The sequence below is a fragment of the Rhizobium sp. PRIMUS64 genome, from assembly GCF_023006465.1.
Lineage (GTDB): Bacteria > Pseudomonadota > Alphaproteobacteria > Rhizobiales > Rhizobiaceae > Rhizobium > Rhizobium leguminosarum.
In genome coordinates this window covers 61975-85079 of the sequence record NZ_JALBGX010000017.1, presented here as the reverse complement: position 1 = coordinate 85079, position 23105 = coordinate 61975, and the positions used below count along the sequence as shown (strand labels likewise).

The 23105-nt window shown below is 59.9% G+C and carries 18 protein-coding genes, 1 tRNA gene and 1 pseudogene; 10 read left to right on the top strand and 10 right to left on the bottom strand.

What is annotated here, in order from left to right; genetic code table 11:
* Positions 1-48: 48 nt before the first annotated feature.
* The 5 genes from MOV76_RS10035 to chvE form a co-directional block, all read right to left on the bottom strand.
* On the bottom strand, positions 49-1482 hold the full coding sequence (locus MOV76_RS10035) for an aldehyde dehydrogenase family protein (protein WP_247264445.1): 1434 nt from the start codon (positions 1480-1482) through the stop codon (positions 49-51).
* A gap of 68 nt (positions 1483-1550) precedes the next feature.
* Positions 1551-2546 (bottom strand): AraD1 family protein, encoded by a 996-nt coding sequence (gene araD1, locus MOV76_RS10030; protein WP_130759630.1) that lies wholly within the window; start codon positions 2544-2546, stop codon positions 1551-1553.
* A 106-nt stretch (positions 2547-2652) separates the two neighbouring features.
* Positions 2653-3864 carry a multiple monosaccharide ABC transporter permease gene (gene mmsB / locus MOV76_RS10025; protein ID WP_018243172.1) on the bottom strand — a complete coding sequence of 404 codons (1212 nt, stop codon included), beginning with the start codon at positions 3862-3864 and terminating at the stop codon, positions 2653-2655.
* The gene (mmsA, locus tag MOV76_RS10020) at positions 3861-5399 is read right to left on the bottom strand and encodes a multiple monosaccharide ABC transporter ATP-binding protein (RefSeq protein WP_018243173.1); all 1539 of its coding nucleotides are present in this window, start codon (positions 5397-5399) and stop codon (positions 3861-3863) included. The genes mmsB and mmsA overlap by 4 nt, the downstream gene beginning before the upstream one ends.
* Before the next feature lie 92 nt (positions 5400-5491).
* A complete protein-coding gene (gene chvE / locus MOV76_RS10015) occupies positions 5492-6556 on the bottom strand; it encodes a multiple monosaccharide ABC transporter substrate-binding protein (RefSeq protein ID WP_003561803.1) in 1065 nt (354 codons plus the stop codon).
* A gap of 270 nt (positions 6557-6826) precedes the next feature.
* On the opposite strand from chvE, the gene MOV76_RS10010 reads away from it, so the two are divergent.
* Both MOV76_RS10010 and MOV76_RS10005 read left to right on the top strand, forming a co-directional pair.
* Entirely contained in the window at positions 6827-7831 is a 1005-nt protein-coding gene (locus tag MOV76_RS10010) for a LysR family transcriptional regulator (protein WP_247264444.1), read from the top strand.
* 158 nt (positions 7832-7989) lie between these two features.
* Positions 7990-8460, top strand: coding sequence for a hypothetical protein (locus MOV76_RS10005; protein WP_018446781.1), 471 nt, complete (start codon positions 7990-7992; stop codon positions 8458-8460).
* Here the strand turns inward: MOV76_RS10005 and MOV76_RS10000 are convergent, their stop codons facing one another.
* Entirely contained in the window at positions 8461-8742 is a 282-nt protein-coding gene (locus MOV76_RS10000; protein WP_018073832.1) for a hypothetical protein, read from the bottom strand.
* Positions 8743-9075: 333 nt separating this feature from the next.
* Between MOV76_RS10000 and iolG the strand changes: the two genes are divergently transcribed.
* Positions 9076-10068 carry an inositol 2-dehydrogenase gene (iolG, locus tag MOV76_RS09995; protein WP_247264443.1) on the top strand — a complete coding sequence of 331 codons (993 nt, stop codon included), beginning with the start codon at positions 9076-9078 and terminating at the stop codon, positions 10066-10068.
* Between the two features lie 173 nt (positions 10069-10241).
* Here iolG and MOV76_RS09990 read toward each other — a convergent pair whose 3' ends face one another.
* Positions 10242-11483, bottom strand: coding sequence for an ROK family transcriptional regulator (locus MOV76_RS09990; RefSeq protein ID WP_247264442.1), 1242 nt, complete (start codon positions 11481-11483; stop codon positions 10242-10244).
* A 227-nt stretch (positions 11484-11710) separates the two neighbouring features.
* Here MOV76_RS09990 and xylF point away from each other — a divergent pair, with 227 nt between their 5' ends.
* The 4 genes from xylF (at position 11711) to MOV76_RS09970 (ending at position 15409) form a co-directional block, all read left to right on the top strand.
* On the top strand, positions 11711-12751 hold the full coding sequence (gene xylF / locus MOV76_RS09985; RefSeq protein ID WP_018073829.1) for a D-xylose ABC transporter substrate-binding protein: 1041 nt from the start codon (positions 11711-11713) through the stop codon (positions 12749-12751).
* A 266-nt stretch (positions 12752-13017) separates the two neighbouring features.
* Positions 13018-14331, top strand: a complete 1314-nt coding sequence (locus MOV76_RS09980; RefSeq protein WP_247264441.1) for a sugar ABC transporter permease — start codon at positions 13018-13020, stop codon at positions 14329-14331.
* Positions 14332-14345: 14 nt separating this feature from the next.
* The gene (locus MOV76_RS09975; protein WP_003542059.1) at positions 14346-15128 is read left to right on the top strand and encodes an ATP-binding cassette domain-containing protein; all 783 of its coding nucleotides are present in this window, start codon (positions 14346-14348) and stop codon (positions 15126-15128) included.
* 204 nt (positions 15129-15332) lie between these two features.
* Positions 15333-15409, top strand: a tRNA-Arg gene (locus tag MOV76_RS09970).
* Positions 15410-16227: 818 nt separating this feature from the next.
* Here the strand turns inward: MOV76_RS09970 and MOV76_RS40315 are convergent.
* Both MOV76_RS40315 and MOV76_RS09960 read right to left on the bottom strand, forming a co-directional pair.
* Positions 16228-16317 (bottom strand): annotated as a pseudogene (locus MOV76_RS40315) (transposase domain-containing protein); the annotation flags it as partial.
* 98 nt (positions 16318-16415) lie between these two features.
* Positions 16416-16865 carry a hypothetical protein gene (locus MOV76_RS09960; protein WP_047618758.1) on the bottom strand — a complete coding sequence of 150 codons (450 nt, stop codon included), beginning with the start codon at positions 16863-16865 and terminating at the stop codon, positions 16416-16418.
* 530 nt (positions 16866-17395) lie between these two features.
* On the opposite strand from MOV76_RS09960, the gene MOV76_RS09955 reads away from it, so the two are divergent.
* Positions 17396-18817 carry a DUF882 domain-containing protein gene (locus MOV76_RS09955; RefSeq protein ID WP_247264440.1) on the top strand — a complete coding sequence of 474 codons (1422 nt, stop codon included), beginning with the start codon at positions 17396-17398 and terminating at the stop codon, positions 18815-18817.
* A 64-nt stretch (positions 18818-18881) separates the two neighbouring features.
* On the opposite strand, the gene MOV76_RS09950 is transcribed toward MOV76_RS09955, so the two are convergent.
* Positions 18882-21197 carry a rhodanese-like domain-containing protein gene (locus MOV76_RS09950; protein ID WP_247264446.1) on the bottom strand — a complete coding sequence of 772 codons (2316 nt, stop codon included), beginning with the start codon at positions 21195-21197 and terminating at the stop codon, positions 18882-18884.
* 575 nt (positions 21198-21772) lie between these two features.
* On the opposite strand from MOV76_RS09950, the gene MOV76_RS09945 reads away from it, so the two are divergent.
* Together MOV76_RS09945 and MOV76_RS09940 are read left to right on the top strand one after the other, a co-directional pair.
* Positions 21773-22000 carry a hypothetical protein gene (locus MOV76_RS09945; RefSeq protein WP_247264447.1) on the top strand — a complete coding sequence of 76 codons (228 nt, stop codon included), beginning with the start codon at positions 21773-21775 and terminating at the stop codon, positions 21998-22000.
* Positions 22001-22122: 122 nt separating this feature from the next.
* On the top strand, positions 22123-23079 hold the full coding sequence (locus MOV76_RS09940; RefSeq protein ID WP_247264439.1) for an NAD-dependent epimerase/dehydratase family protein: 957 nt from the start codon (positions 22123-22125) through the stop codon (positions 23077-23079).
* The last annotated feature ends 26 nt before the right edge of the window (positions 23080-23105 follow it).

The window sequence follows — 23105 nt, the reverse complement described above, 5'->3', positions numbered from 1 at the left end:
CGGGATATCGCCGGACCGCCTCGTACGGCCCGGTTCATCGCATTTGTCTCAAGCCAGCGTGTAGGCGGTCTTGACGGTTGTGTAGAATTCGGCGGCGTACTTGCCCTGCTCGCGCGGGCCGTAGGACGAGCCCTTGCGGCCGCCGAAGGGAACGTGGAAATCGACGCCGGCGGTCGGCAGGTTGACCATCACCATGCCGGCCTCGGAATTGCGCTTGAAATGCGTCGCATGTTTCAGGCTCGTCGTCGCGATGCCGGCAGAGAGCCCGAACGGCGTGTCGTTGGCCGTCGCCAGCGCCTCGTCGTAATCCTTGACCCGGATCACCGACACAACAGGCCCGAAGATCTCCTCGCGCGAGATCCGCATCTGGTTGGTCGCTTCGGTAAACAGCGTCGGCTGCAGATAGAAGCCGGGCGTTTCGCGGGCGATCACCTCGCCGCCGAAGGCGAGTTTCGCGCCTTCTTTTCTACCGATCTCGATATAGTCGGTATCGGTCTTCAGCTGCCGCTCATCGACGACAGGGCCGATATGGGTGCCGGCCTTCAGAGCGTTGTCGACGACGAGCGTCTTCAGCTTGTCGGTCAGCGCCGCGACGAATTTGTCGTGGATGCCCTCGGTGACGATGAGGCGCGACGACGCGGTGCAGCGCTGGCCAGTGGAGAAGAAGCCGGAATTGGCGGCTGCCTCGACGGCGATGTTGAGATCGGCATCGTCGAGCACGACCATCGGGTTCTTGCCGCCCATTTCCAGCTGGAACTTGCGGTTATGCTCGATCGAGGCAGCGGCGACGCGCCTGCCGGTGCCGGTGGAACCGGTGAAGGTGATACCGTGAACGTCGGGGCTTTCGAGCATGGCCTGGCCGACGACCGAGCCCTTGCCCATGATGAGGTTCAGCACGCCCTTCGGCAGGCCGGCGCGATGCAGGATATCGACGATCGCCCAGGAACAGGCGGGCACCAGTTCGGCCGGCTTGAAGACGATGGTGTTGCCGTAGCAGAGCGCCGGCGCGATCTTCCAGGCGGGAATGGCGATCGGGAAGTTCCACGGCGTGATGATGCCGATGACGCCGAGAGCCTCGCGGGTGATCTCGATGCCGATATTCGGACGAACCGACGGCAGGACCTCGCCGGCCAGCCTCAGCGCCTCACCGGCGAAGAATTCGAAAATCTGCGATGCGCGGATAACCTCGCCGGTGGCTTCCGGCAGCGTCTTGCCTTCTTCGCGGGCAAGCAACGCCCCGAGCTCGTCCTTGCGCGCCATGATCTCGTCGCCGGCCTTCTTCAGGATGACGTGGCGCTCCCAGATGCCCGAACGCGACCAGGCCGGGAAAGCGGCCTTGGCGGCAGCGATGGCGTTTCTCGTGTCATCAGCGCTGCCGTCGGCATAGAGGCCGACGACCTCATTCGTATCCGACGGGTTGATGTTCTTCGTCGCGTTCGAGCCGACCCATTCGCCGGCGATCAGATTTTGATAAATGGTCATGGGCTTAACAAGCCTCCTTTACCGTTTACGAGCAAAGATCCGGCCGCCAATGCGGCCAGGCCTTGAATTCAAAGCTGCCTGACGGCGATCTCTTCCTCGGCGGCAACCTTGAGCGGATTACGGAGCGAAAGGCCGAATTCGGCGACTTCGATCTCGAAGACATCGCCCTCTTCCGTCTTGACGCCATCGGCAAAGGAAAGGGTCGCCGTGCCGAACATATGGACGTGAACATCGCCCGGAACACGGAAGAGGCCATATTTGAAGTGGTGATATTCCAGATTGGCGAAGGTGTGCGACATGTTCGCCTCGCCGGACAGGAACGGCTTTTCGAAAATCACCTTGTCGCCGCGCTTGATGCGCGAGGTGCCGCGAATATCGTCCGGGGGCGCGCCGACGCGGATTTCCGGACCATAGGCGGCCGGTCGCAGTTTCGAGTGGGCCAGAAAGAGATAGTTGATCCGCTCGGTGACGTGGTCCGAAAATTCGTTCGACAGTGCAAAGCCGATGCGGAACGGCGTGCCGTCCTTGGCGATCACGTAAATGCCAGCCATTTCAGGCTCTTCGCCGCCGTCGAGCGCGAAAGAGGGCGAGATGAGCGGCGCGCCGGGGGCTGCGGCGCCATAGCCGTTGCCCTTGTAGAACCATTCGGGCTGGACGCCCTTTTCGCCGGCCTTCGGCTTGCCGTTCTCAAGGCCCATCTTGAACATCTTCATCGAGTCCGTGAGGGTTTCCTCGGCGGCTTCGGTGGTCTTCTTGTGCATCGAATCGCGCGTTGCCGCCGATCCCAAATGCGTCAGGCCGGTGCCGGTCAGATGCAAGTGGGCGGCATCGGGATGGGTGATCGGCGGCAGGAAGCGGCCGTCCGCATAGGCCTTCTCAAGATCGACGCCATCGCCGTAGCCATGCGCTTCGATGACGGCGGCCAGCGACTTGCCGCCGTCTGCGGCTTCCATCGCCAGCGCATAGACGCTGACGGCATTCTTGATCGACCTGGCAGCGCCGCCCGCCTCGCGCACGGCGACGATGATCTCTCCGTTTGCACCCTTGATCTGTGAAATAAGCACGTTACTCATCCTTTTCCTTTGGCGATGGCACAGCTACGCCTCTCCGGCTCCAGGCGGAGCCGGAATTCAGGTTTCTTATGACTGCGATGCGGGTGCCGAGCTAAGCTCAGCCCTTGTTCTTATTGTAAACGTCGAAGAACACGGCAGCGAGAAGCACCGCACCCTTGACCATCTGCTGCGAGTCGGTGCCGAGACCGTGGATCGACATGCCGTTGTTCATGATGCCCATGATCAGAGCGCCGATAACAGCGCCGGTCACCTTGCCGACGCCGCCCTGGGCGGATGCGCCGCCGATGAAGCAGGCCGCGATCACGTCGAGTTCAAGACCGAAGCCGCCCTTGGCCGTCGCCGAGTTGAGACGCAGGGCAACGATCAGTCCGGCCAGTCCGGCAAGCAGGCCCATGTTTGCGAACGTCAGGAAGGTCAGCCGCTCGGTGTTGATACCGGAAAGCTTCGTCGCCTTCTCATTGCCACCCATGGCGTAGATGCGGCGGCCGATCGTCGTGCGGCGGGTAATGAAGGCATAGGCAGCCACCAGAACGAGCATGACCATCAGCACATTCGGGAAGCCGCGATAGATCGACAGCTGGTAGCCGAGCGCCAGAATGGCGAGGGTGACGAGGGCGTTCTGGACGAGGAAAAAGCCTAGCGGCTCGACGTCATTGCCATGCTTTTCATTCGACAGGCGCTTGCGCCATGCCAGATAGAAGAGGGTTACGGCGCCGACGACGGTGAGAATGATCGAGGTCGAGTTGATGCCGCCCATATCGAAAGCGTTCGGCAGAAAGCCGATGCTGATCAGCTGGAAAGCCGGCGGGAAAGGACCGATGCTGGTGCCGGTCCCCGATGCCGTCATCACGAACAGCGTCAGGCCGCGGAAGACCAGCATGCCGGCCAGCGTGACGATGAAGGACGGGATCTTGTGGTAAGCGACGAAATAGCCCTGGATGCCGCCGACAAGCGCACCCATGGCCAGGCATACGATACCCGCCAGGACATAGTTGGTGTGCCATTGCACCGTCATGACGCCGGCGATGGCGCCGATAAAGCCGACGACGGAACCAACCGAAAGGTCGATATGGCCGGCGACGATCACCAGCAGCATGCCGAGCGCCATGATGACGATGAACGAGTTCTGCAGAATGATGTTGGTCAGGTTGAGCGGCCTGAAGAGAACGCCACCGGTCGAGAACTGGAAGAACACCATAATCGCGATGAGCGCGATAAACATGCCGTATTCGCGGATGTTGCCGCGAACGTAGTCTCCGACGGAGACGACACGCCCCTGCTCAGCGATGGGTTGATTGATCGGCGTCATTGTTTCTTCTCCCCTGAGCGCATGATAGCGCGCATGATGGTTTCCTGGCTTGCTTCTCCCTTCGGCAGTTCCGCGACGATGCGTCCTTCGTTCATCACGTAGATGCGGTCACACGTACCGAGCAGTTCGGGCATTTCCGACGAGATCATCAGAACGCCCTTTCCATCGGCGGCAAGCTGGTTGATGATAGTATAGATTTCGTATTTTGCGCCAACATCGATGCCGCGCGTCGGCTCGTCGAGGATCAAAATATCGGGATCCGAGAACAGCCACTTCGACAGCACCACCTTCTGCTGGTTGCCGCCGGAAAGATTGACCGCCTCCTGGAAGATGCTGGAGGAGCGGATGCGCAACTTCGACCGATAGTCGGTCGCAACCCTCGATTCCTTGACGCTGTCGATAACGGACGCGTTCGACACCGCCTTCAAATTGACGAGCGTCGTGTTGTGCAGGATCGTGTCGTTGAGCACGAGGCCGAGCTGCTTGCGGTCTTCGGTAACGTAGGCGAGACCTGCATCGATCGCCTTGCGCACAGTGCTGACGTCGACCGGCTTGCCGTGCATCAGCGCCTCGCCCGAAACCTTGTGGCCATAGGCCTTGCCGAAGAGGCTCATGGCGAATTCGGTGCGCCCTGCCCCCATCAGCCCGGCGATACCGACGACTTCGCCCTTGCGGACGGTGACGTTGATATTGTGCAGGACCTGACGGTCGCGGTGCTGCTGGTGATAGGCGTTCCAGTTCTTCACTTCGAGAATGGTTTCGCCGATCGGCACCGAACGCGGAGGGTAGCGGTCCTCGAGATCGCGACCGACCATGTTGCGGATGATGATGTCTTCGCTGATCTCGTCCGCATGACAGTCGAGCGTCTTGACGGTCATCCCGTCGCGCAGGACCGTGATCTGGTCGGCGACCTTGCGGATCTCGTTCAGCTTATGGGAAATGATGATCGAAGTGATGCCCTGCTTGCGGAACTCGATCAGCAGGTTGAGGAGAGCGTCGGAATCGCGTTCATTGAGCGAGGCTGTGGGCTCGTCGAGGATGAGCAGCTTGACGCTCTTCGACAGCGCCTTGGCGATCTCGACGAGCTGCTGCTTGCCGACGCCGATATCGGTGACCAGCGTGTTCGGAGATTCGGACAGGCCTACTTTCTTCAGCAGCTGCTTGGTGCGGTTGAATGTCTCGTCCCAGCTGATGACGCCGCTCTTGGCATTCTCGTTGCCAAGGAAGATGTTTTCGCCGATCGACAGCAGCGGCACGAGCGCCAGTTCCTGGTGAATGATGACGATGCCGATTTCTTCGGAGTCCTTCAGGACCTTGAAGTTGCGCGTCTCGCCTTCATAGACGATGTCGCCTTCATAGCTTCCAGTGGGATAGACGCCTGATAGCACCTTCATCAGGGTCGATTTGCCGGCCCCGTTTTCGCCCACCAATGCGTGGATCTCACCCTGGCGAACCTTGAGGTTCACATTCTCCAGCGCCTTGACGCCCGGGAACGTCTTGGTGATGCTCCGCATTTCGAGGATAGTATTGTCCATAGTCAAAGTTCCAGCGCCTGCAGCCGTCAAGCGGCTGGGCGATCATAAAATCGAAGACCGGAACCCGCAAGCGCGGGCTCCGGTCCTTCTCATTACTTCAGCTTGTCTTCAGAGTAGTAACCGCTGTCGACGAGGATCTGCTTGTAGTTGGTCTTGTCGACGGCAACCGGCTTCAGCAGATAGGACGGGACGACCTTGACGCCGTTGTCGTAGGTCTTCGTGTCGTTGACCTCAGGCTCCTTGCCCGACATCACGGCATCGACCATGGCAACGGTGACCTTGGCGAGTTCGCGGGTGTCCTTGAAGATCGTCGAGTGCTGTTCGCCAGCGATGATCGACTTGACCGACGGGATTTCAGCATCCTGACCGGTGACGATCGGGAGCGGCTGAGCCGCAGTACCGTAACCAACGCCCTTCAGCGAGGAGATGATACCGATGGACAGACCGTCGTAAGGCGACAGAACGGCATCGACCTTGGCGTCGGTGTAGTTGGCCGAGAGCAGGTTGTCCATGCGGGCCTGGGCCGTTGCCGGATCCCAACGCAGCGTGCCGACCTTGTCCATGCCGGTCTGGCCGGACTTCACGACGAGCTTGCCGCTGTCGATGTAGGGCTGCAGAACGGACATTGCGCCATCATAGAAGAAGAAGGCGTTGTTGTCGTCAGGCGAGCCGCCGAACAGTTCGATGTTGAACGGGCCCTTGCCGTCCTTGAGGCCGAGGCCGTCAACGATGGAGCCAGCCTGCAGAACGCCGACCTGGAAGTTGTCGAACGTCGCGTAGTAGTCGACGTTGCCCGAATCGCGGATCAGACGGTCATAAGCGATGACCTTGATGCCGGCGTCGTGTGCCTTCTGGAGAACGTCAGAAAGCGTCGTGCCGTCGATCGAAGCGATGACGAGAACCTTGGCACCCTTGGTGACCATGTTTTCGATCTGCGAAAGCTGGTTCGGAATGTCGTCGTCGCCATACTGCAGGTCAGTGCCGTAACCGGCAGCCTGGAGCTGCTTGACGATGTTGTTGCCGTCGTCGATCCAGCGGGCCGAAGCCTTGGTCGGCATCGCAATACCGACAGTGCCCTTATCCGCGGCCAGAGCCGGCGCAACGAACGAAGCGACGCCGAAGGCAGCCGCAGCCATCAATGAGATAATGGATTTCATTTCTCTCTCCCTTGTTAATAAGCAGCGGACGAAAAATCGCCCGCCCCGAAACTGTGGCAGGTTCCGTATTGGATAGTTACTTCAGATGGTGAGAAACGAAGTAGGTCTCCTCCACGATCTCACACGTGTTGAGTGCCAACCAGCACACGGCGGCAAACTGGTATGGATTCCTATAACTGTCAAATAGAATAAGTGCTAACGTGCATAACAATTTTGGTATATCGTTAAAAAGTATTACTTTTGATGGAGCGCAGCGAGGAGGCTGCAACCATGACGGTTATTTCTGAGCCATTTTTGATGGATCACGTCGATATCCACAGCGATAATTTCGGCGATGACAGCCTTTTGCGTGCAGGACTTAAGCTGAATCACCTGCGGATGATCGTCGCAATCGAAGATAGTGGACAGATTTCCGCAGCTGCGGAAGTCCTGAACATCTCGCAGCCCGCCGCATCGCGGATGTTGTCCGAAATGGAATCAATCACCAAGACATCGCTCTATGAGCGCGTGGCCCGCGGCGTGGTGCTGACGACCTTCGGCGCAGCGCTTGCCCGGAGAGCCCGGAAGATCCTTTTGGAACTGCGCGAGGCGAGCCGCGAGATCGGCGAACTGAAAAGCGGCAAGGGCGGCTCGGTCTTCATCGGCTCGGTGACGGCGCCGGCCATGAGCCTCGTCGTGCCGGCGATCAACAAGGTGCGCAAGGCCTATCCCGGCATCGAGATCAACATCCAGGTGGAGACGAGCAACGTGCTTGCCCGCGAACTGCTCGCCGCCCGCCATGACTTCATCATCGGCCGCATTCCCGATGATCTCAACCCGCGCCTGTTCGAGGTGACGGAGATCGGCATCGAGCGGGCTTGCCTGATCGTGCGCAGCTGCCATCCGCTCATGAAGCAAAAGACCAGCAGCCTTTCCGACGTAAGGGATTATGACTGGGTGTTCCAGCCGCCGGGCACGCTGCTGCGCCGCACGATCGAGGACGTTTTCCTGTCGCAGGGTGTGGCGCTGCCGGAAAATATCGTCAACACCTCCTCGCTGCTTCTGACCTGCGCCATCATCTGCGAATCCGATGCGATCGCTCCGGTCGCCATCGACGTCGCCCAGTTCCTTGCCAGCCAAGGCTCGAATGCCTCGGACGTATGCATGCTGCCGATCGATTTCGACATCAACGTCAAGCCCTACAGCATGATCACGGCGAGGGAGCGGGCGCTGCCGCCGAGCGCAAGGCTGCTCTACGACATCATCCTCGAGGAGAGCCGCAAGCAGGCCGGCTGACGACGGCCGCAAGCCCTGCGCCATCTTGCTCTCTTCTAATGCGCCTGGAGCAATTCCAGCAGAAGTGTGCAGCGGTTTTGCGTCCGGAATTGCGTGAACAAGGAGATAGAGCATTTCCGTGGTTCGAAGAAAAACGGAAATGCTCTCAGGGAAAGCGGATGCTGTTCGGGCAGTCGGTATTTCAATCAGTCCTCGAGCGGCTGAAGGCGGAGGACGAGACGGCCGAAGACGCCGAAGCGCCGGCCGCCCATCGCGTGTCCGGCCTCGGCACCGGGCTTGCCTTCGATGTCATGGAGGGCGTCTCAGTCGCGTCGCAGCGCGTCGGCCAGGCTTATTTCGACAATCTGGATCTCGATGCCGCCGCTGGGGTCGTGGAGAAACCGGCGCCTGCGCCTCCAGCCGAGCCCGTCATGCCGGATCATCTCACCCGCACGGCACCGCAGGAGGTTGCCGCCGAACTGGCGATCTCCGCCGCCGATACGCCACTGACGCTCCGCGAGAAGCGCCGCGCCTTCGCCCGCGCCAATCATCCCGATGGCGTAGAATTGCCCTTCCGTGACAATGCGACGAAGCGCATGATGCTGGCCAATCTGCTGATCGACGAAGCACTGCGGCGATTGAGCCGCTGACTATTCCGCCTGCCCGTCCTTCGAAGGTTTTTCAGCGGCCGCCGCGGGTTCGTCCTCGTCCTCGGCATCAGGCTGCACCGGTGGCTCGATGGCCGGAGGCTGCGGATTGAAGGTCCAGAACAGCATATAGAAGGAATAGGCGCCTGCCCCGCCGGCCAGCACCGCCCAGAACGGATCGCCGGTGACAAGTTCGACCACGGCCCAGCCGAAGCAAACGGCAACGATGGCAATCCGCACCCAGAGGCGCCGATATGCCGGATGATTCGGATCGATGAGTTTCATTCCTGCCCCGCGGTCGCATTTGTCGCACTGCCTTCGGCCCGTGCCGCGATTGTCTCTAGAGCCTTTCCTGGCCAGATTAAAGTAGTCTCTTGGCTGAAAGGCCGGGCACTTTCCGCCAGGATCACAGGCAATCGGCTCTGCCCTGACCAAAATCTGCTCCGGCAGAATACGTCAATCCGACCATCAAAGGCTCTGGCCGACCATGAAAGGCTCTGGTTCGAATCTTGCAAATGTGAAAGATCCGCGGGCTTGACGCGGTCCACAGAAGATGGAATGAAAATTCCAGAATATTGGCAATTCGGTTCATTTGTTCCGAATTCAAGGGAGGTTAGAATGACAGTGAGATTTGGTCTTCTCGGCGCCGGCCGCATCGGCAAGGTCCATGCAAGGGCCGTCAGCGGCGACGCAAATGCGACGCTCGTCGCGGTCGCCGACGCCTTTCCGCAGGCCGCCGAAGCGATCGCCTCCGCCTATGGCTGCGAAGTCCGCACCATCGAGGCGATCGAGGCAGCCAAGGATATCGACGCCGTCGTCATCTGCACGCCGACGGATACCCATGCCGATCTGATCGAGCGCTTCGCCCGCGCAGGCAAGGCGATCTTCTGCGAAAAGCCGATCGATCTCGACGTCGCCCGCGTCAAGGCCTGCATCAAGGTGGTGGAAGAGACCGGCGCCAAGCTGATGGTCGGCTTCAACCGCCGCTTCGACCCGCATTTCATGGCGGTGCGCAAAGTCATCGACGAAGGCAAGATCGGCGATGTCGAAATGGTGACGATCACCTCGCGTGACCCCGGCGCCCCGCCGGTCGACTATATCAAGCGCTCGGGCGGTATCTTCCGCGACATGACGATCCATGACTTCGACATGGCCCGCTTCCTGCTCGGCGAAGAGCCGGTATCGGTTTTCGCGACCGCTGCAGTTCTCGTCGACAAGGCGATCGGCGAAGCTGGCGACTATGACAGCGTCTCGGTGATCCTGCAGACGAAATCCGGCAAGCAGGCCATCATCTCCAATTCCCGCCGCGCCACCTATGGCTACGACCAGCGCATCGAGGCGCACGGCTCCAAGGGCCTCGTCTCGGCCGAAAACCAGCGCCCGGTCTCCATCGAAGTCGCAAACGGCGAAGGCTACACCCGCCCGCCGCTGCATGACTTCTTCATGACCCGTTATACCGAAGCCTATGCCAACGAGATCGCAGCCTTCATCGCCGCGATCGAGAAGGGCTCCAAGATCTCTCCATCAGGCGCCGATGGTCTCGCAGCGCTCGCGCTCGCCGATGCCGCGGTCCAGTCCGTTAGGGAAGGCAAGCTTATCAAGATCGGCTGACGGCCCTCTCCCGACCGGAAGCCATTCATGAGATGGCCGGGCACCCGCCCGGCCATTTCGCGTTTGGCAGACATTCAATCAGGCAACGTGCTGTGTCGCGCCCCCCTCAAAGTCGCATACTACAGATCAGCCCGTTGCTGCTGCGATCCCCAGACGCCGGTTGAAAGAAACCCTCAACCCGTCTCTTGAGTGGCCGCCGATCCCTGCACGCCCGAAAGCACGATATCCTCGTCGATCACCGACAGCGCCCGGTTCAGATGTCCTTCGAAGACCAGGATCTGCTCGTCGGCCACCACCCTGATCTCGGGCATGCCTTCCATGCGCACGATATGCGACTGCCCCAGACCCTCTTCGATCCCTTGCCGAAGAAGGTCGTAATACCGCGTGCCCGGTCCGGTGATGGCGATCGGCATGCGCTCCGTCAGGCTCAGCATGCGCGACAGCCCGTTGCCGAGCGCCAGCCCTGCCTGGCGAAAGGCGAAGGCGGGGACGCGGTGGCCCTGGCGCGCCTTGGCGGCGATCTTGTCCAGTTCCGCTACCGGCACGAACTTTGCCGGAATCGTATCGAGCGGCACCTCGAAGGCGCTGCGCAGGATCGCGTAGAAACCGGCATAGGCCTCGATGCAGCCGCGGGTGCCGCAGCGGCAGAGCCCACCATTGGCCATGTGCAGCATGTGCCCGAAATTCGGCGCCGATATCTCCTGGCCCGTCTGGTTTCCGCGCCTGACGATGCCGAGCCCGACGCTATGGCCGAGCGAAAGGGCGGCGAGCGAACGGAAATCGGCGCCTTTCACCATCTCTTCACGCGCGCCGAGCGCTGCCGCGACCAGTAGCGTCTCGTTGTCGAGGATCACCTTGGCCTGCCATTCCGGCCGGAGTGCCGATTCGAAATCGATCTGGTCACTGCCGAAAATCGGCGACCAGACGAGAACCGGCTCGGTGGAATTGACCAGCCCCTTGCTGCTGATCGAGATCAGCAGCACCTTTTCTTGGCTGATCTTCGAGCGATCGAGAATGCGCAAAAGCCCGGCCCGCACTGCCGCGACGAAGCGGCCAGCACCCGCAGGATCATGCGAACGTTCCTCGCTGAAGCGGTCGATCAGCTTGCCGGCATAATCGACCAGCGAATATTGCACCGCATCCGAGGAGATGATGACGACGATGAGATAGCCGCAATCGCGTCGCTGCCGCAGCAGCACGCGCGGCCGGCCGCGGCCGCTTGCCGGCTGATGTTCAGATTTTTCGATGATCTGGGCTTTTTCCAGCTCAGTGGTGATGGCCGAGATGGTGGCCGACGACAGCCCGGTGAAATCGGATATTTCGGTATGCGCGAGCGCACCGTGGCGACGCAGCACGGACAGCACGAGCACGCTGTTTCTCTGCCGGACCAGCTCCGTGCTCGACTTGGTCAGCATGAACGCCGCCCTCTCTCCCTGCTTGCTCCACCCTTGGTTTCCACTGCATCTCCAGCCGATGTTTCGCAAGGAAATTAAGCCGGCAGTGCAGTGTTGACAGTTGAAAAAATCTCTGACACTAAATTTCTCGACTGTCGAGAAAAAAATCCGAACCTTTCTCGACAGCTTTTCGCGGTGGCCGGAGGAAGCATGGGCTGGGCCGGTCGCAATCCACTCGGGAGGACATTATGAAGTCGATTTTGAAATTGATGGCCGGTGCGGCCATCCTCGTTTCCGTGCATACCGCTGCCATGGCTGCCGATCTCGTCGTCGGTGTTTCCTGGTCGAATTTCCAGGAAGAACGCTGGAAGACGGACGAAGCCGCCATCAAGAAGGCTCTCGAAGCCAAGGGCGCCAAGTATATTTCCGCTGACGCGCAGTCTTCTGCCGCAAAGCAGCTTACCGACGTCGAATCGCTGATCTCGCAGGGCGCCAACGCGCTGATCATTCTCGCCCAGGACTCCGACGCAATCGGCCCGGCGATCGAAAAGGCCGCCGCTGAAGGCATCCCGGTCGTCGGCTATGACCGCCTGATCGAAAACCCGGCTGCCTTCTACATCACCTTCGACAACAAGGAAGTCGGCCGCCTGCAGGCTGAGGGCGTTTTCAAGGCCAAGCCGGAAGGCAATTACGTCTTCATCAAGGGCTCGTCTTCCGATCCGAATGCTGACTTCCTGTTCTCGGGCCAGCAGGAAGTGCTGAAGGCCGCCATCGACGCCGGCAAGATCAAGAATGTCGGCGAGGCCTATACGGACGGCTGGCTGCCGGAGAACGCTCAGCGCAACATGGAGCAGTTCCTGACCGCCAACAACAACAAGGTTGACGCCGTCGTCGCATCGAATGACGGCACCGCCGGCGGCGCGATCGCTGCTCTCGACGCACAGGGCCTCGCCGGCTCCGTTCCGGTTTCCGGCCAGGACGGCGACAAGGCAGCACTCAACCGCATCGCTCTCGGCACGCAGACGGTTTCCGTCTGGAAAGACAGCCGCGAACTCGGCAAGCGCGCCGCTGAAATCGCTCTCGACCTCGCCGGCGGCAAGGACATGAGCAAGATCGACGGCGCCCAGGCTTTCAAGGGCGGCCCCAAGGGCGTCGAAATGCAGTCGGTCTTCCTGAAGCCGCTTGCGATCACCAAGGAAAACCTGAACGTCGTCATCGACGCCGGCTGGATCTCCAAGGCTGAAGCGTGCCAGGGCGTCAAGGCAGACAGCGTCGCTGCCTGCAAGTAAGCCACGGGCTGTAAACTGAAATTGCCGGCGCCGCAGCGGAACACCGTTGCGGCGCTGGATGCGGATGAGAATTCCAACGACGAAGTTTTCTCCGCCTCGCCGCACCATCGCGGGTTTTCATTCCCTGCCGGAACGGTGTCGCGACGCCACGCGACCGGTTTCCGGAAGCATCGCGGTGGTGAGTTGAAGAACAGACGCATGACGCTGATGGCAGCCTCTAGCACGCCGGCGCGTCCGTCCAAACAAAGTGGGGGAACGGCAAACCCATGGCCGAAATGGTAAAATCCACAACATCAAGCGGACCGCGAGCGGCGGAAGCCAGTGCGGTGACCCGCTTCTTCCGCGCCACCGAGATCGACACGCGTCTGCTCGGCATGATCGGCGCGCTGATCATCATCTGGATCGGTTTCCACATCATCACCGGCGGTCTCTTCCTGACCCCCCGCAATCTCTGGAACCTCTCGGTCCAGACCACCGACATCGCCGTCATGACGACGGGCATGGTGCTGATCATCGTCACCCGCAACATCGACCTGTCGGTCGGTTCCGTGCTCGGCCTCTGCGGCATGATCATGGGCGTGACGCAGGCCAAGATCCTGCCGGAATATATCGGCTTCGACAGCCCCTTCACCTGGGCGATCACGCTGCTGGTCGGATTGGCGGCAGGCTGCCTGATCGGCGCCTTCCAGGGCATCATCATCGCCTTCCTCAACGTTCCCTCCTTCATCGTCACGCTCGGCGGCCTGCTCGTCTGGCGCGGCGCCACCTGGCTCGTCACCAGCGGCCAGACGGTTGCCCCGATGGACCAGACCTTCCGCATCATGGGCGGCGGCGCCGAGGGCTCGATCGGCGCCACCTGGAGCTGGATCGTCGGTATCGGCGCCTGCCTCTTCGTCATCGCAAGCATCGTCGGCTCACGCCGGCAGCGCCGGCGCTTCGGTTTCCCGCGCCGGCCGATGTGGGCTGAATATTTCCTCGCGGTCCTGAGCTGCGTGCTCATCCTCGGCGCGGTCTGGATCGCCAACAGCTATTACTGGCCGATCAACATCGCCAAGAAATATGCCGAGACCAACAATATTCCCTGGCCCGAAACCGGCCTGGACATTCCCTACGGCATCGCCGTGCCGGTGTTGATCGCGATCGTCGTCGGCATCATCATGACCTTCATCGCGACAAGGCTGCGCTTCGGCCGCTATGTCTTCGCGATTGGCGGCAACCCCGAAGCGGCCGAGCTCGCCGGTATCAAGACCCGCTGGGTCACCGTGCGCATCTTCGCGCTGATGGGCATTTTGGCCGCTATCGCGGCCGCGATTTCCACCGCCCGCCTCAATGCCGCAACGAACTCGCAGGGTACGCTCGACGAGCTCTACACCATCGCCGCCGCCGTCATCGGCGGAACGTCGCTGGCAGGCGGCACCGGCACCATCGCCGGCGCCATGCTCGGCGCGCTCGTCATGCAGTCGCTGCAATCGGGCATGGTGCTCGCGCATGTCGATACGCCGTTGCAGAGCGTTGTCGTCGGCACCGTCCTTGTCGTGGCGGTCTGGCTCGACACCGTCTACCGCGCCCGTGCCAAGTGAGAGGAGCCCTAGACATGGCTGATCAACGCACTCCCCTCGTGGAACTGAAAAACATCTCGATCTCCTTCGGCGGCATTCACGCCGTGGACAATGCCTCGGTCGATCTCTACCCGGGCGAAGTGGTCGCCCTGCTCGGCCACAACGGCGCCGGCAAGTCGACGCTCATCAAGATCCTCTCCGGCGCCTACAAGCGCGATGGCGGCGAGATCCTGATCAATGGCGAGCCTGCTGACATCCGCAATCCGCGCGATGCCAAGAAATACGGCATCGAGACGATCTACCAGACGCTCGCCGTCGCCGATAATGTCGACGCCGCCGCCAACCTCTATCTCGGCCGCGAGCTGAAGACCCGCTGGGGCACGCTCGACGACGTGGCGATGGAGGCCTCGGCCCGGGAGGTGATGGGGCGCCTTAACCCCAACTTCAAGCGCTTCAAGGAGCCGGTGAAGGCGCTCTCGGGCGGCCAGCGGCAATCGGTGGCGATCGCGCGTGCGATCCTCTTCAACGCCCGCATCCTGATCATGGACGAGCCGACGGCAGCACTCGGCCCCCAGGAGACGGCGCAGGTCGGCGAGCTGATCAAGCAGCTGAAGAAGGAAGGCATCGGCATCTTCCTCATCAGCCACGACATCCATGACGTCTTCGATCTGGCCGACCGCGTCTCGGTGATGAAGAACGGCCAGGTGGTCGGCCACGCCCGCACCGAGGATGTGACCAAGGACGAAGTGCTGGGGATGATCATCCTCGGCAAGGTGCCGCCAAAGGCAATCCCCGGCCCCGGCGCCATGCAGATCTGACCGCCGCCAGGCGACAGTCGACGACAATCACGCTCCGCCGCCCGCAAGGCCGGCGGAGTTTTCATATGCATTCACCGGACTGACGGATAAAAACGTCCGCCAAATCGCAAGCATCGGTATTTCCGAGAATTTCGCGATTGAAGCCAGCCGCAAGCTAGGCTAAGAACCACCCATCGGACAGGCGATTCAAACCGCCTTCGGCATGCACCCGTAGCTCAGCTGGATAGAGTGTTGGATTCCGATTCCAAAGGTCACAGGTTCGAATCCTGTCGGGTGCGCCAGTCTTTTCAAACGTTTATCGTATGTTTCCAAACCTGACTGCCATTCGCTCGACGGTCGCCGATGGATCACTCGCAGATTTGCGAGTCGACGCGTTCTGAAAAACTACTGGAATTGCACGGTCGGCCGGCAAGTCGATAACGCTCTTCAACTGAAAGAAAGGCTCGCTACGACGTGGAGCCCGAAACAGGGAAACGAACTCAAAAAAATCTGTCGGCACGGGAACAATATGCTCCGTTGATCGTAAAACCTTCGGGTCGTGCGGAGATTCGTTACACTTCGCTACATGCGACCCACCTCAACCTTAGCCCCGCTCCATAGTGGGGCCTTTTTTGTGTCTACGGCAGTGGTATGGGTGGCCCTCTGCACTAAGGCAGCGCCGTTGCGTTTACCTCGACGAGCGGCGTTGTGGACGGCAGACCTATCTAGCGACTCCGCCTGCGGATAAGCTCCGCAGGCGCCTCCTCCAGGCGAATTCGCGGTATCTAGCTCTGCGACGAGCATTACGAAGTTCCGACCGATTCCGGCACGTGCGACCGTCGACTTCTCCCACCCGAATAATCACATTGATGGTGTCGCCTCGGCGCTGACATCGACGAATTATCGCGAGTGAGTCGGACTTCGGTCCGATGGTAGACAGCAATCTCTCTGCTAATTTCCGTTCCGCTGAGACTGCAAAACTCAGCACGAAAAGGGTGTCTGCCCCTGATCCGGAGCACCCTTTTCAAACTCGTTTTCGGGGCATCTTGCGTGCGATGGTGTTGCCAGTTCCATCGCATCTTAAGCGGGCGGTCGTCAAAGTCGAAGTCTGTGTTTCCTTCCACGGCAATTGCTCATCGATACGGCTCTGCTTGTGACCATCGACGATGGCAGTGAGCGTGGCGGTCAGATAGGTCTGCGGATCGACGGCTCGATGAGCGAAGCAATGGTCGCCCTGTTCTCCTGCCCCTCGCCTTCAAATCGAACGTAGAACGGTCGCGCGCGTGAGCAACACGTCTTCGAGCAAGATCAACCCTGGTTTGGTAACGGCTTACCCTCGTAGCGCACGCGAAAATTCCTCCTGTGAAAATCCTGCTCGAAGCAGACGAAGACGAGTTCCAGGTCATTGGCGCTGTCGCGCTTCCCAAGGAGACTGAGCGTGACAACGATAACGCCACTGTATCCGCGCGTCAGGCGGAAAGCCGCGTTGCGGATGTCGGTCCCTTCTGGATCCCTCCGGTCTTCGCGGCGCTCATAGATGACCCAGAAGCGGGCAGCATCCCAAGTCTGCCGTAGGATTTGGCTGACCTCTGCCTTGAACTCTTCGGCATGCATTGCCGGACCCCAAGACAATGCCGTCTCGCCCGCATCGCTAACGACATTGAGGTAACCGTCATATCGGTAGGCGCCTGACAGTGACCGTTCGATCATCTCGAATGCCGTGTTTTCGGTGATTGTTGTTTTGAAGAGAATTGCCATGGAATCGCTGCGTGCCACTGCCGATATGTCGGTGAGACGGCGAGACTACTGGGTGTCGCCTGGGCGAGCAACGGTGACTTAATTCGGGCATCCGAGTCCGCCGCATCGTTCCGGAGATCTGCCTGCCCATACCGGAGACATAGGTAACAGAACGTCCCTAAGACATGGGTGACAACCTTGTGCCGAACGGGTTCTCGATGGTTTGCAAAGTCCTCTGCTCCAGATCGATATATCGGAGATCATAGCGCATGAAGCTGACGAGCCAAACGCCGTCATCGACCTCCTCGATGTCGAGCTCTGGCCGGCCATGACTGTGAAGATATTGATCTTCTTGGGGTACATGCAGATGCGGCCGCAATCGATCACCAGTACGTCACGGTCGTGGAAGCGGATTCGTGCTTGGCTCCCATGAATGGGCGCAGGGGCGCGATTTCGCCTCGGGTTGGGGCCTGCATCCTCAATTCGCCAAGCTCACGCATCCGCTCGTTAGCAATTTGTTGACCATAAGCTGGCTTTACTAAGCGTGATGGATGCGGAGGTTCCCGCCCGTCGTCGAGTGTTTGGTGTGGGCGGGTTTGTTCGTGTTGAAGTATCCAGTGCAAGGATTGTCGGCCGGGGCCTTGGGCGGAATTGCCACGCTACTGTCGCGTGCGGAACGGTTGGTCGCGCAGACCATTCTGCCGGCTCTGTTTGCGCTGCCGGCCCTTGTCGGCTCTGCATCATTTGCCTCGGCGGAAGATCGGGCCCTGAAGCTGTTCTTTACCCATACGGGCGAGAGGGCCACGATTACCTATAAGCGGGACGGAAAGTTCGATCCCAAAGGCCTCGCCCAGATCAATCGGTTTCTGCGCGACTGGCGAAGGAACGAGCCGACCCGGATGGATCCCCGGCTGCTCGACCTGGTCTGGGAGGTGTACAAGCGCAGCGGCGGCAAGGACTACATCCATATCGTCTCCGCCTATCGTTCGCCCACCACCAACAACATGCTCCGCAACCGCTCGCGCAGCACGGGCGTCGCCAAGAAGAGCCAGCACATGCTGGGCAAGGCGATGGACTTCTACGTTCCCGGCGTGAAGCTTTCGACGCTGCGCGCATTGGCAATGCAGATGCAGGTCGGCGGTGTCGGATATTATCCGACCTCGGGATCGCCCTTCGTGCATCTCGACGTCGGCAATGTCAGGGCTTGGCCCCGCATGTCCCGGCAAGAACTCGCTCGACTATTCCCGAACGGGCAGACCATGCATCTGCCTGCCGATGGCCGGCCGCTGCCGGGATACAATCAGGCAATTGCGAACTACAAGAAGCGCGTCGGCCCCACCTCGATCCAGATCGCCAGCACCGCGGGAGAAGACGAAGAAGCCGGAGCGTCGACCACGTCGAGCAGCGACACCACAGACAATAAGCTCGTGACGGCGCTTCTGCCCGCGCCCCGGAGCCGGGCACTGAATGCGCTGGCGCTGCAGACCGGCGCGGTCGAGCGGGATGACAAGCGATCCGCTTCGGACCTTGCATCTTTGCCGATTCCGATACCGGCGATGCGGCCAGCCACGCTCGAGCACGACGTTGATATGGATGACAAACTGGAGACTGCATCGATCGGTCCAATTGCCGTGCTTCCGGACAGCCCGGCGCCTGCATTGCCGGGCTACGCGCGCTTCGAACCTCTCCGTGTTGCACACCAGGCCTCCAGGCAGGGCGCTGATATGATCGCCTCCCTGCCGATGACCGCTTCCTGGGAAGAAGCAAATTTCCTAGAATCGACGTCCGACGCGGCGCTGATGAAATGGGCGCTGCATTCTCCCGGCGAGGTGATGGAATTGAGCGCGCCTCGCGTTTCCCCCCGCGCGGTTCATCGGGAGGTCAATGCCGCGACATCCGGTGAAGCTATCATTCCGGTGGCCGCCACAGACCTGTTCGATGCGAGCCGGTTTGCGTCGCCTCCGGAGGGCTGACCTCAATCATCAGAGCTTGATGCGCAGCACCTCTTACGACATGCGACTTCGGCGCGGTATCCGCTTATTGTCCCGGAGCGGTCTCTATGGGGTAGTGAGCATCCTCCCACGCGGGAAAGCCACCGGCAAAGTGGTAGACATTCTTAAACCCCCATACCAAGGCTTTGGCCGATGCGTAGGCGGAATCGCCGCAATATTTGCCATGGCATGAGAAGATCACTTCCTCCTCCCTGCTCACGGCCTTCGATAGCGTGTCCCTTGCCAGAACCTCCACGACCGATAGGTTGATGGCTCCCGGCGCATGCCCGCGACCAAAGCTCAGAGCGGTGCGCACATCAACGAGCTTGACGCCGCGGTCGTGCAGCCGCTTGGCCGTCGGGGCGTCTATTTCAGTGGCTCCCTTGATATTGTATTCCCCGTTGCTTTTGCCGATCAGGCGAGCGTATTCGTCATAGGAAATATCTGTGCCCGCTCCCTCCGGCACGCCGGCTTTGCGCAAGCCCTCCTTCAGGCGCTCGCGATAGGTCGAATCGTAGTTGAAAATGTCGCCGTACCAGTACCATCCCAGTTCCTGCACCGTCAGCGGCGAGTAGCCGGCGGGAACCGCGAGCGCGTTGTATTTTTCGATGTTTTCCTGAACGCCGTCCGTCCGCCCGAGGTGGCCGAAGCTCGACACCAGCGTGGCGTAGTCTTCACTGACGTCTGATTGCCTGATCACCAGCAGTTCGAGGTTCTTCACCGCCTCCTCATATTTCTCCTGGTGGAACTGTGAAATCGCAAGAACCCTGAGATAGCTCGGCGGATATTGCGGGTCGACACGCATGGCTCGTTGCACTTCGCGTTCGGCTTCCGGAGCCTGGCCCGTTGCGTTCAAAATGCGCGCTTTGCTGAGGTGATTTTCGGGATCATTGGAATCGAGTTCCATGGCACGACTGATTTTGGCAAAGGCGTCAGCATACCGGCCCTGCCTTGCCAGCACCTCAGCGGAGATCGCATAGGCAAGCGAAGTGGGCTTTCGAACCGCAAGAGCCAGGTGCCGATCCACACGTTCCATCGCCCTCTCGAAGCCAAGGTTGGCGGCCTCCCAATTGGAAACGGCAATCCTCCAATTCGCCGAAGCGAGCGCCGCATGAGCGCGGCTGTAATCGGGGTCGAGCTCGATCGCCTTTTCGAAAAAGGGAATTGCCTTGAGGGTTTCATTCTCGCTGTCGTGGCGCAGGTGATCCCAGCCTTGCAGCAAAGCGTCGTAAGCCTGCGCGCTATTCGTCTCCGCCTGCTCGGACTGAGATCGCTCCGCCATCGTGAACTTGACGGTGAGCGCAGACACGATCTCGCCGATGACCTTATCCTGAAGCGTAAAAATCTCGCTCATCGCGCCGTCATAGCGGTCAGCCCATAGATGATGGCCGCCGAGCGCGTCTATGAGCTGTGCGTTGATGCGGACCTGGTCCCCCTGGCGGCGCACGCTGCCTTCCAGGATATAACGGACCCCGAGTTCCTCGGCCACCTGCTGAACTTTGATGGGCTTGCCCTTGTAGGCGAAGGTGGAGTTTCGAGCGATAACAAAGATGCTGGACAGCTTCGAAAGGTCTGTGATCAGATCTTCCGTCATGCCGTCGGCGAAATAGGCCTGTTCCGGATCGGAACTGATGTTGTCGAACGGCAGGACGGCAATAGACGGCTTGTCAGGCAGCGGGAGTGCCATGCGAGCGATCGATGCCGTTTCCGCGCTGGTCGTCCATGGACCCAGCCATATTGCGACGACGGCAGCCACCAGAACCAGAGCCACCGCCGCGAGCGGTCCCCAACTGCGAAGACGCTGGATTTTGAACTGCCAGCGAGGAGCGTTTCCATCGAACAGCACGCGATAGGTGCGTACGGGGCGCGCGATGTTTTTGACATGCTGCTCGCCAATAAATTCAAGCGGCAGTTCGAGCTTGCCTTGCAAATGATCGAAAGCAGTGCCGGATACAAAAAGCCCTCCGGACTCACATATCTGCTCCAGGCGAGCAGCGACGTTGACCCCATCGCCCAGCAAATCATCGCCCTCCACGACGACGTCGCCCAGGTTGACGCCCATGCGGAACAGAAGCCGCTGTTGGGGCAGGATATCCACTTGCCGTGCTGCAACCTGCTTTTGCAGGGCAACCGCACATAGGACAGCATCCACGACGGAGCCAAATTCCACGATCGCGCCATCGCCCATGAGCTTCACTGTGCGTCCGTGATATTCCGCGAGCAGTGGGTCGAAGACTTCGGAGCGCAATCCCCTCATCGCGGCCAGCGTACCGGCCTCGTCATCCTCGATAAGTCTTGAATAACCAACGATATCGACGGCGAGAATTGCAACCAGCCGCCGCTCGGCATGATCGTCTCCCATGGTCATCCTCTCCAGCGAGGTGACGAAAGCCACGCTTAGCGGATCCTTCGGTCGACGGGAACACTCCTCCGGCCTCCGCTATTCTACTCCCGTTTCCTTCTCCAGACGAATGAACTCTTTCGAAATATGGCTTATCCGGTTCGCGCTGGTCATATCACCGCCTGCGCGACAAGCATGTCGACGTGTACGCCAATGAGTTCGTATTTCCGTTGGAACAGGCGAAGACACTTCCAGACGCATAAACCCGGCAAAATGTTGCGGTATCCTTGCCTGCCTGAAAAGGCGCGCGGGCGCCGTCGTTGGGACGGTCGAACTACGAAGCCCCCCCGTTTCCGCGCGCGCAAACTCAGACCAAAGTCCGACCCACCCCGGACTTCGTGCCCATACAAAACCTTCGCCCGCTGTAATAACAATAATATATTCTCAAGTAACGAGGCGAGGCGATGTGAGAAACTGCGTTCACTTCATTGGATCGCATTTACCTGACGACTTCTACTTGGAAAATGATACCCAGAAACTGGTTGTTGTTGACAATCTTTGCACCAGACCTTTCGAAAATATAGCACATATTCGGGATGCCCGTTTTCACAGGCAACCTCAGCTCCCTGGATCCGGAGTTCGTCGGAGAGGTTCTCGATACCATGCCGGCTCCTTCGATCGAACCCGCAAATGGCGGCGGCCGTCTCATGCGGATAGTCGAGATCGGGCAGGTCGTCATGATCGCGCCACGATCGGCTGTAGCATCCGGTCCGGCCCGGCTGCTCGTCATCGAGCGCGGCATCGACAGAAACACCTTAAAGTAGGTACTTTTAACAATTGACATTAATAAGTGAGTATTTCTTAGAACTCTTCTAAATAATTGTCATGCATTACAGGCAATGCTAATAAACAAGTAGCTTAATCTCAAGTCACGAGGCACGAAGCAATGAAAAGCGTATTGATTTCTGGCGGGGCTGGCTTCATCGGATCCCACTTGTGTGATCGACTTTTGCTGAGGACGGATATTCAGAAGCTGGTCGTTGTTGACAACCTCTGGACCGGGCTTTTCGAAAATATCGCCCACATCCGGGACCCCCGTTTCCACTTCGTGAAATCCGACGTCGAGACACTGCAGACCTCGGATAAATTCGACGAAATCTATCACCTTGCATCCCCCGCATCGCCGCCATGGTACATGAAGGAGCCGAAGAGAACGATCTCCGCCAATCTTCTCGGGGCATTCCGGTTGCTCGACTTGCTGAAGAAAGGCGGACGTTTCGGTTTCACCTCTTCTTCCGAAGTCTATGGCGATCCTCTGGTGTCGCCGCAGCCCGAATCCTACAAGGGTCAGGTCGACTGCACCGGACCGCGCTCATCCTACGACGAGAGCAAAAGGTGCACGGAGTCGCTGCTGTTCGAGATGCAGCGTACCCAAGGGCTCGACGTCAAGATCGTTCGCCCCTTCAACATCTATGGTCCGCGGACACGCTCCGACGATGGTCGCGCGGTCTCCAACTTCATCACTCAGGCGCTTTCGGGTCGCCCGATTACCGTGTTCGGCGACGGCCTTCAGTCACGCAGCTGGGGCTATGTCGACGACATTGTCGACGGCTTCGCGAGATATTTCTGGATGAATCAAACCGACTATAAGGGGCCACTGAACGTCGGCAATGATCGCGAGATTTCGGTTCTCGAGGTCGCCCAATATGTCTCCAAACTCGTCGGCGGCGTGCCGATCGTCTTCGAGCCGTCACCGCCGCAGGACCCCACGAACAGACGGCCGGACCTGACCAATGCGCACTATGTCATGCCCGAGTGGTCGTGCAAAATCACCTACGAACAGGGCGTGGCGATGACGCTCGATTGGTTCAGGGACCAAATGAAGGCGCACGCGGCCGAATAAACCACGATGACTTTCGAGACTCGCGT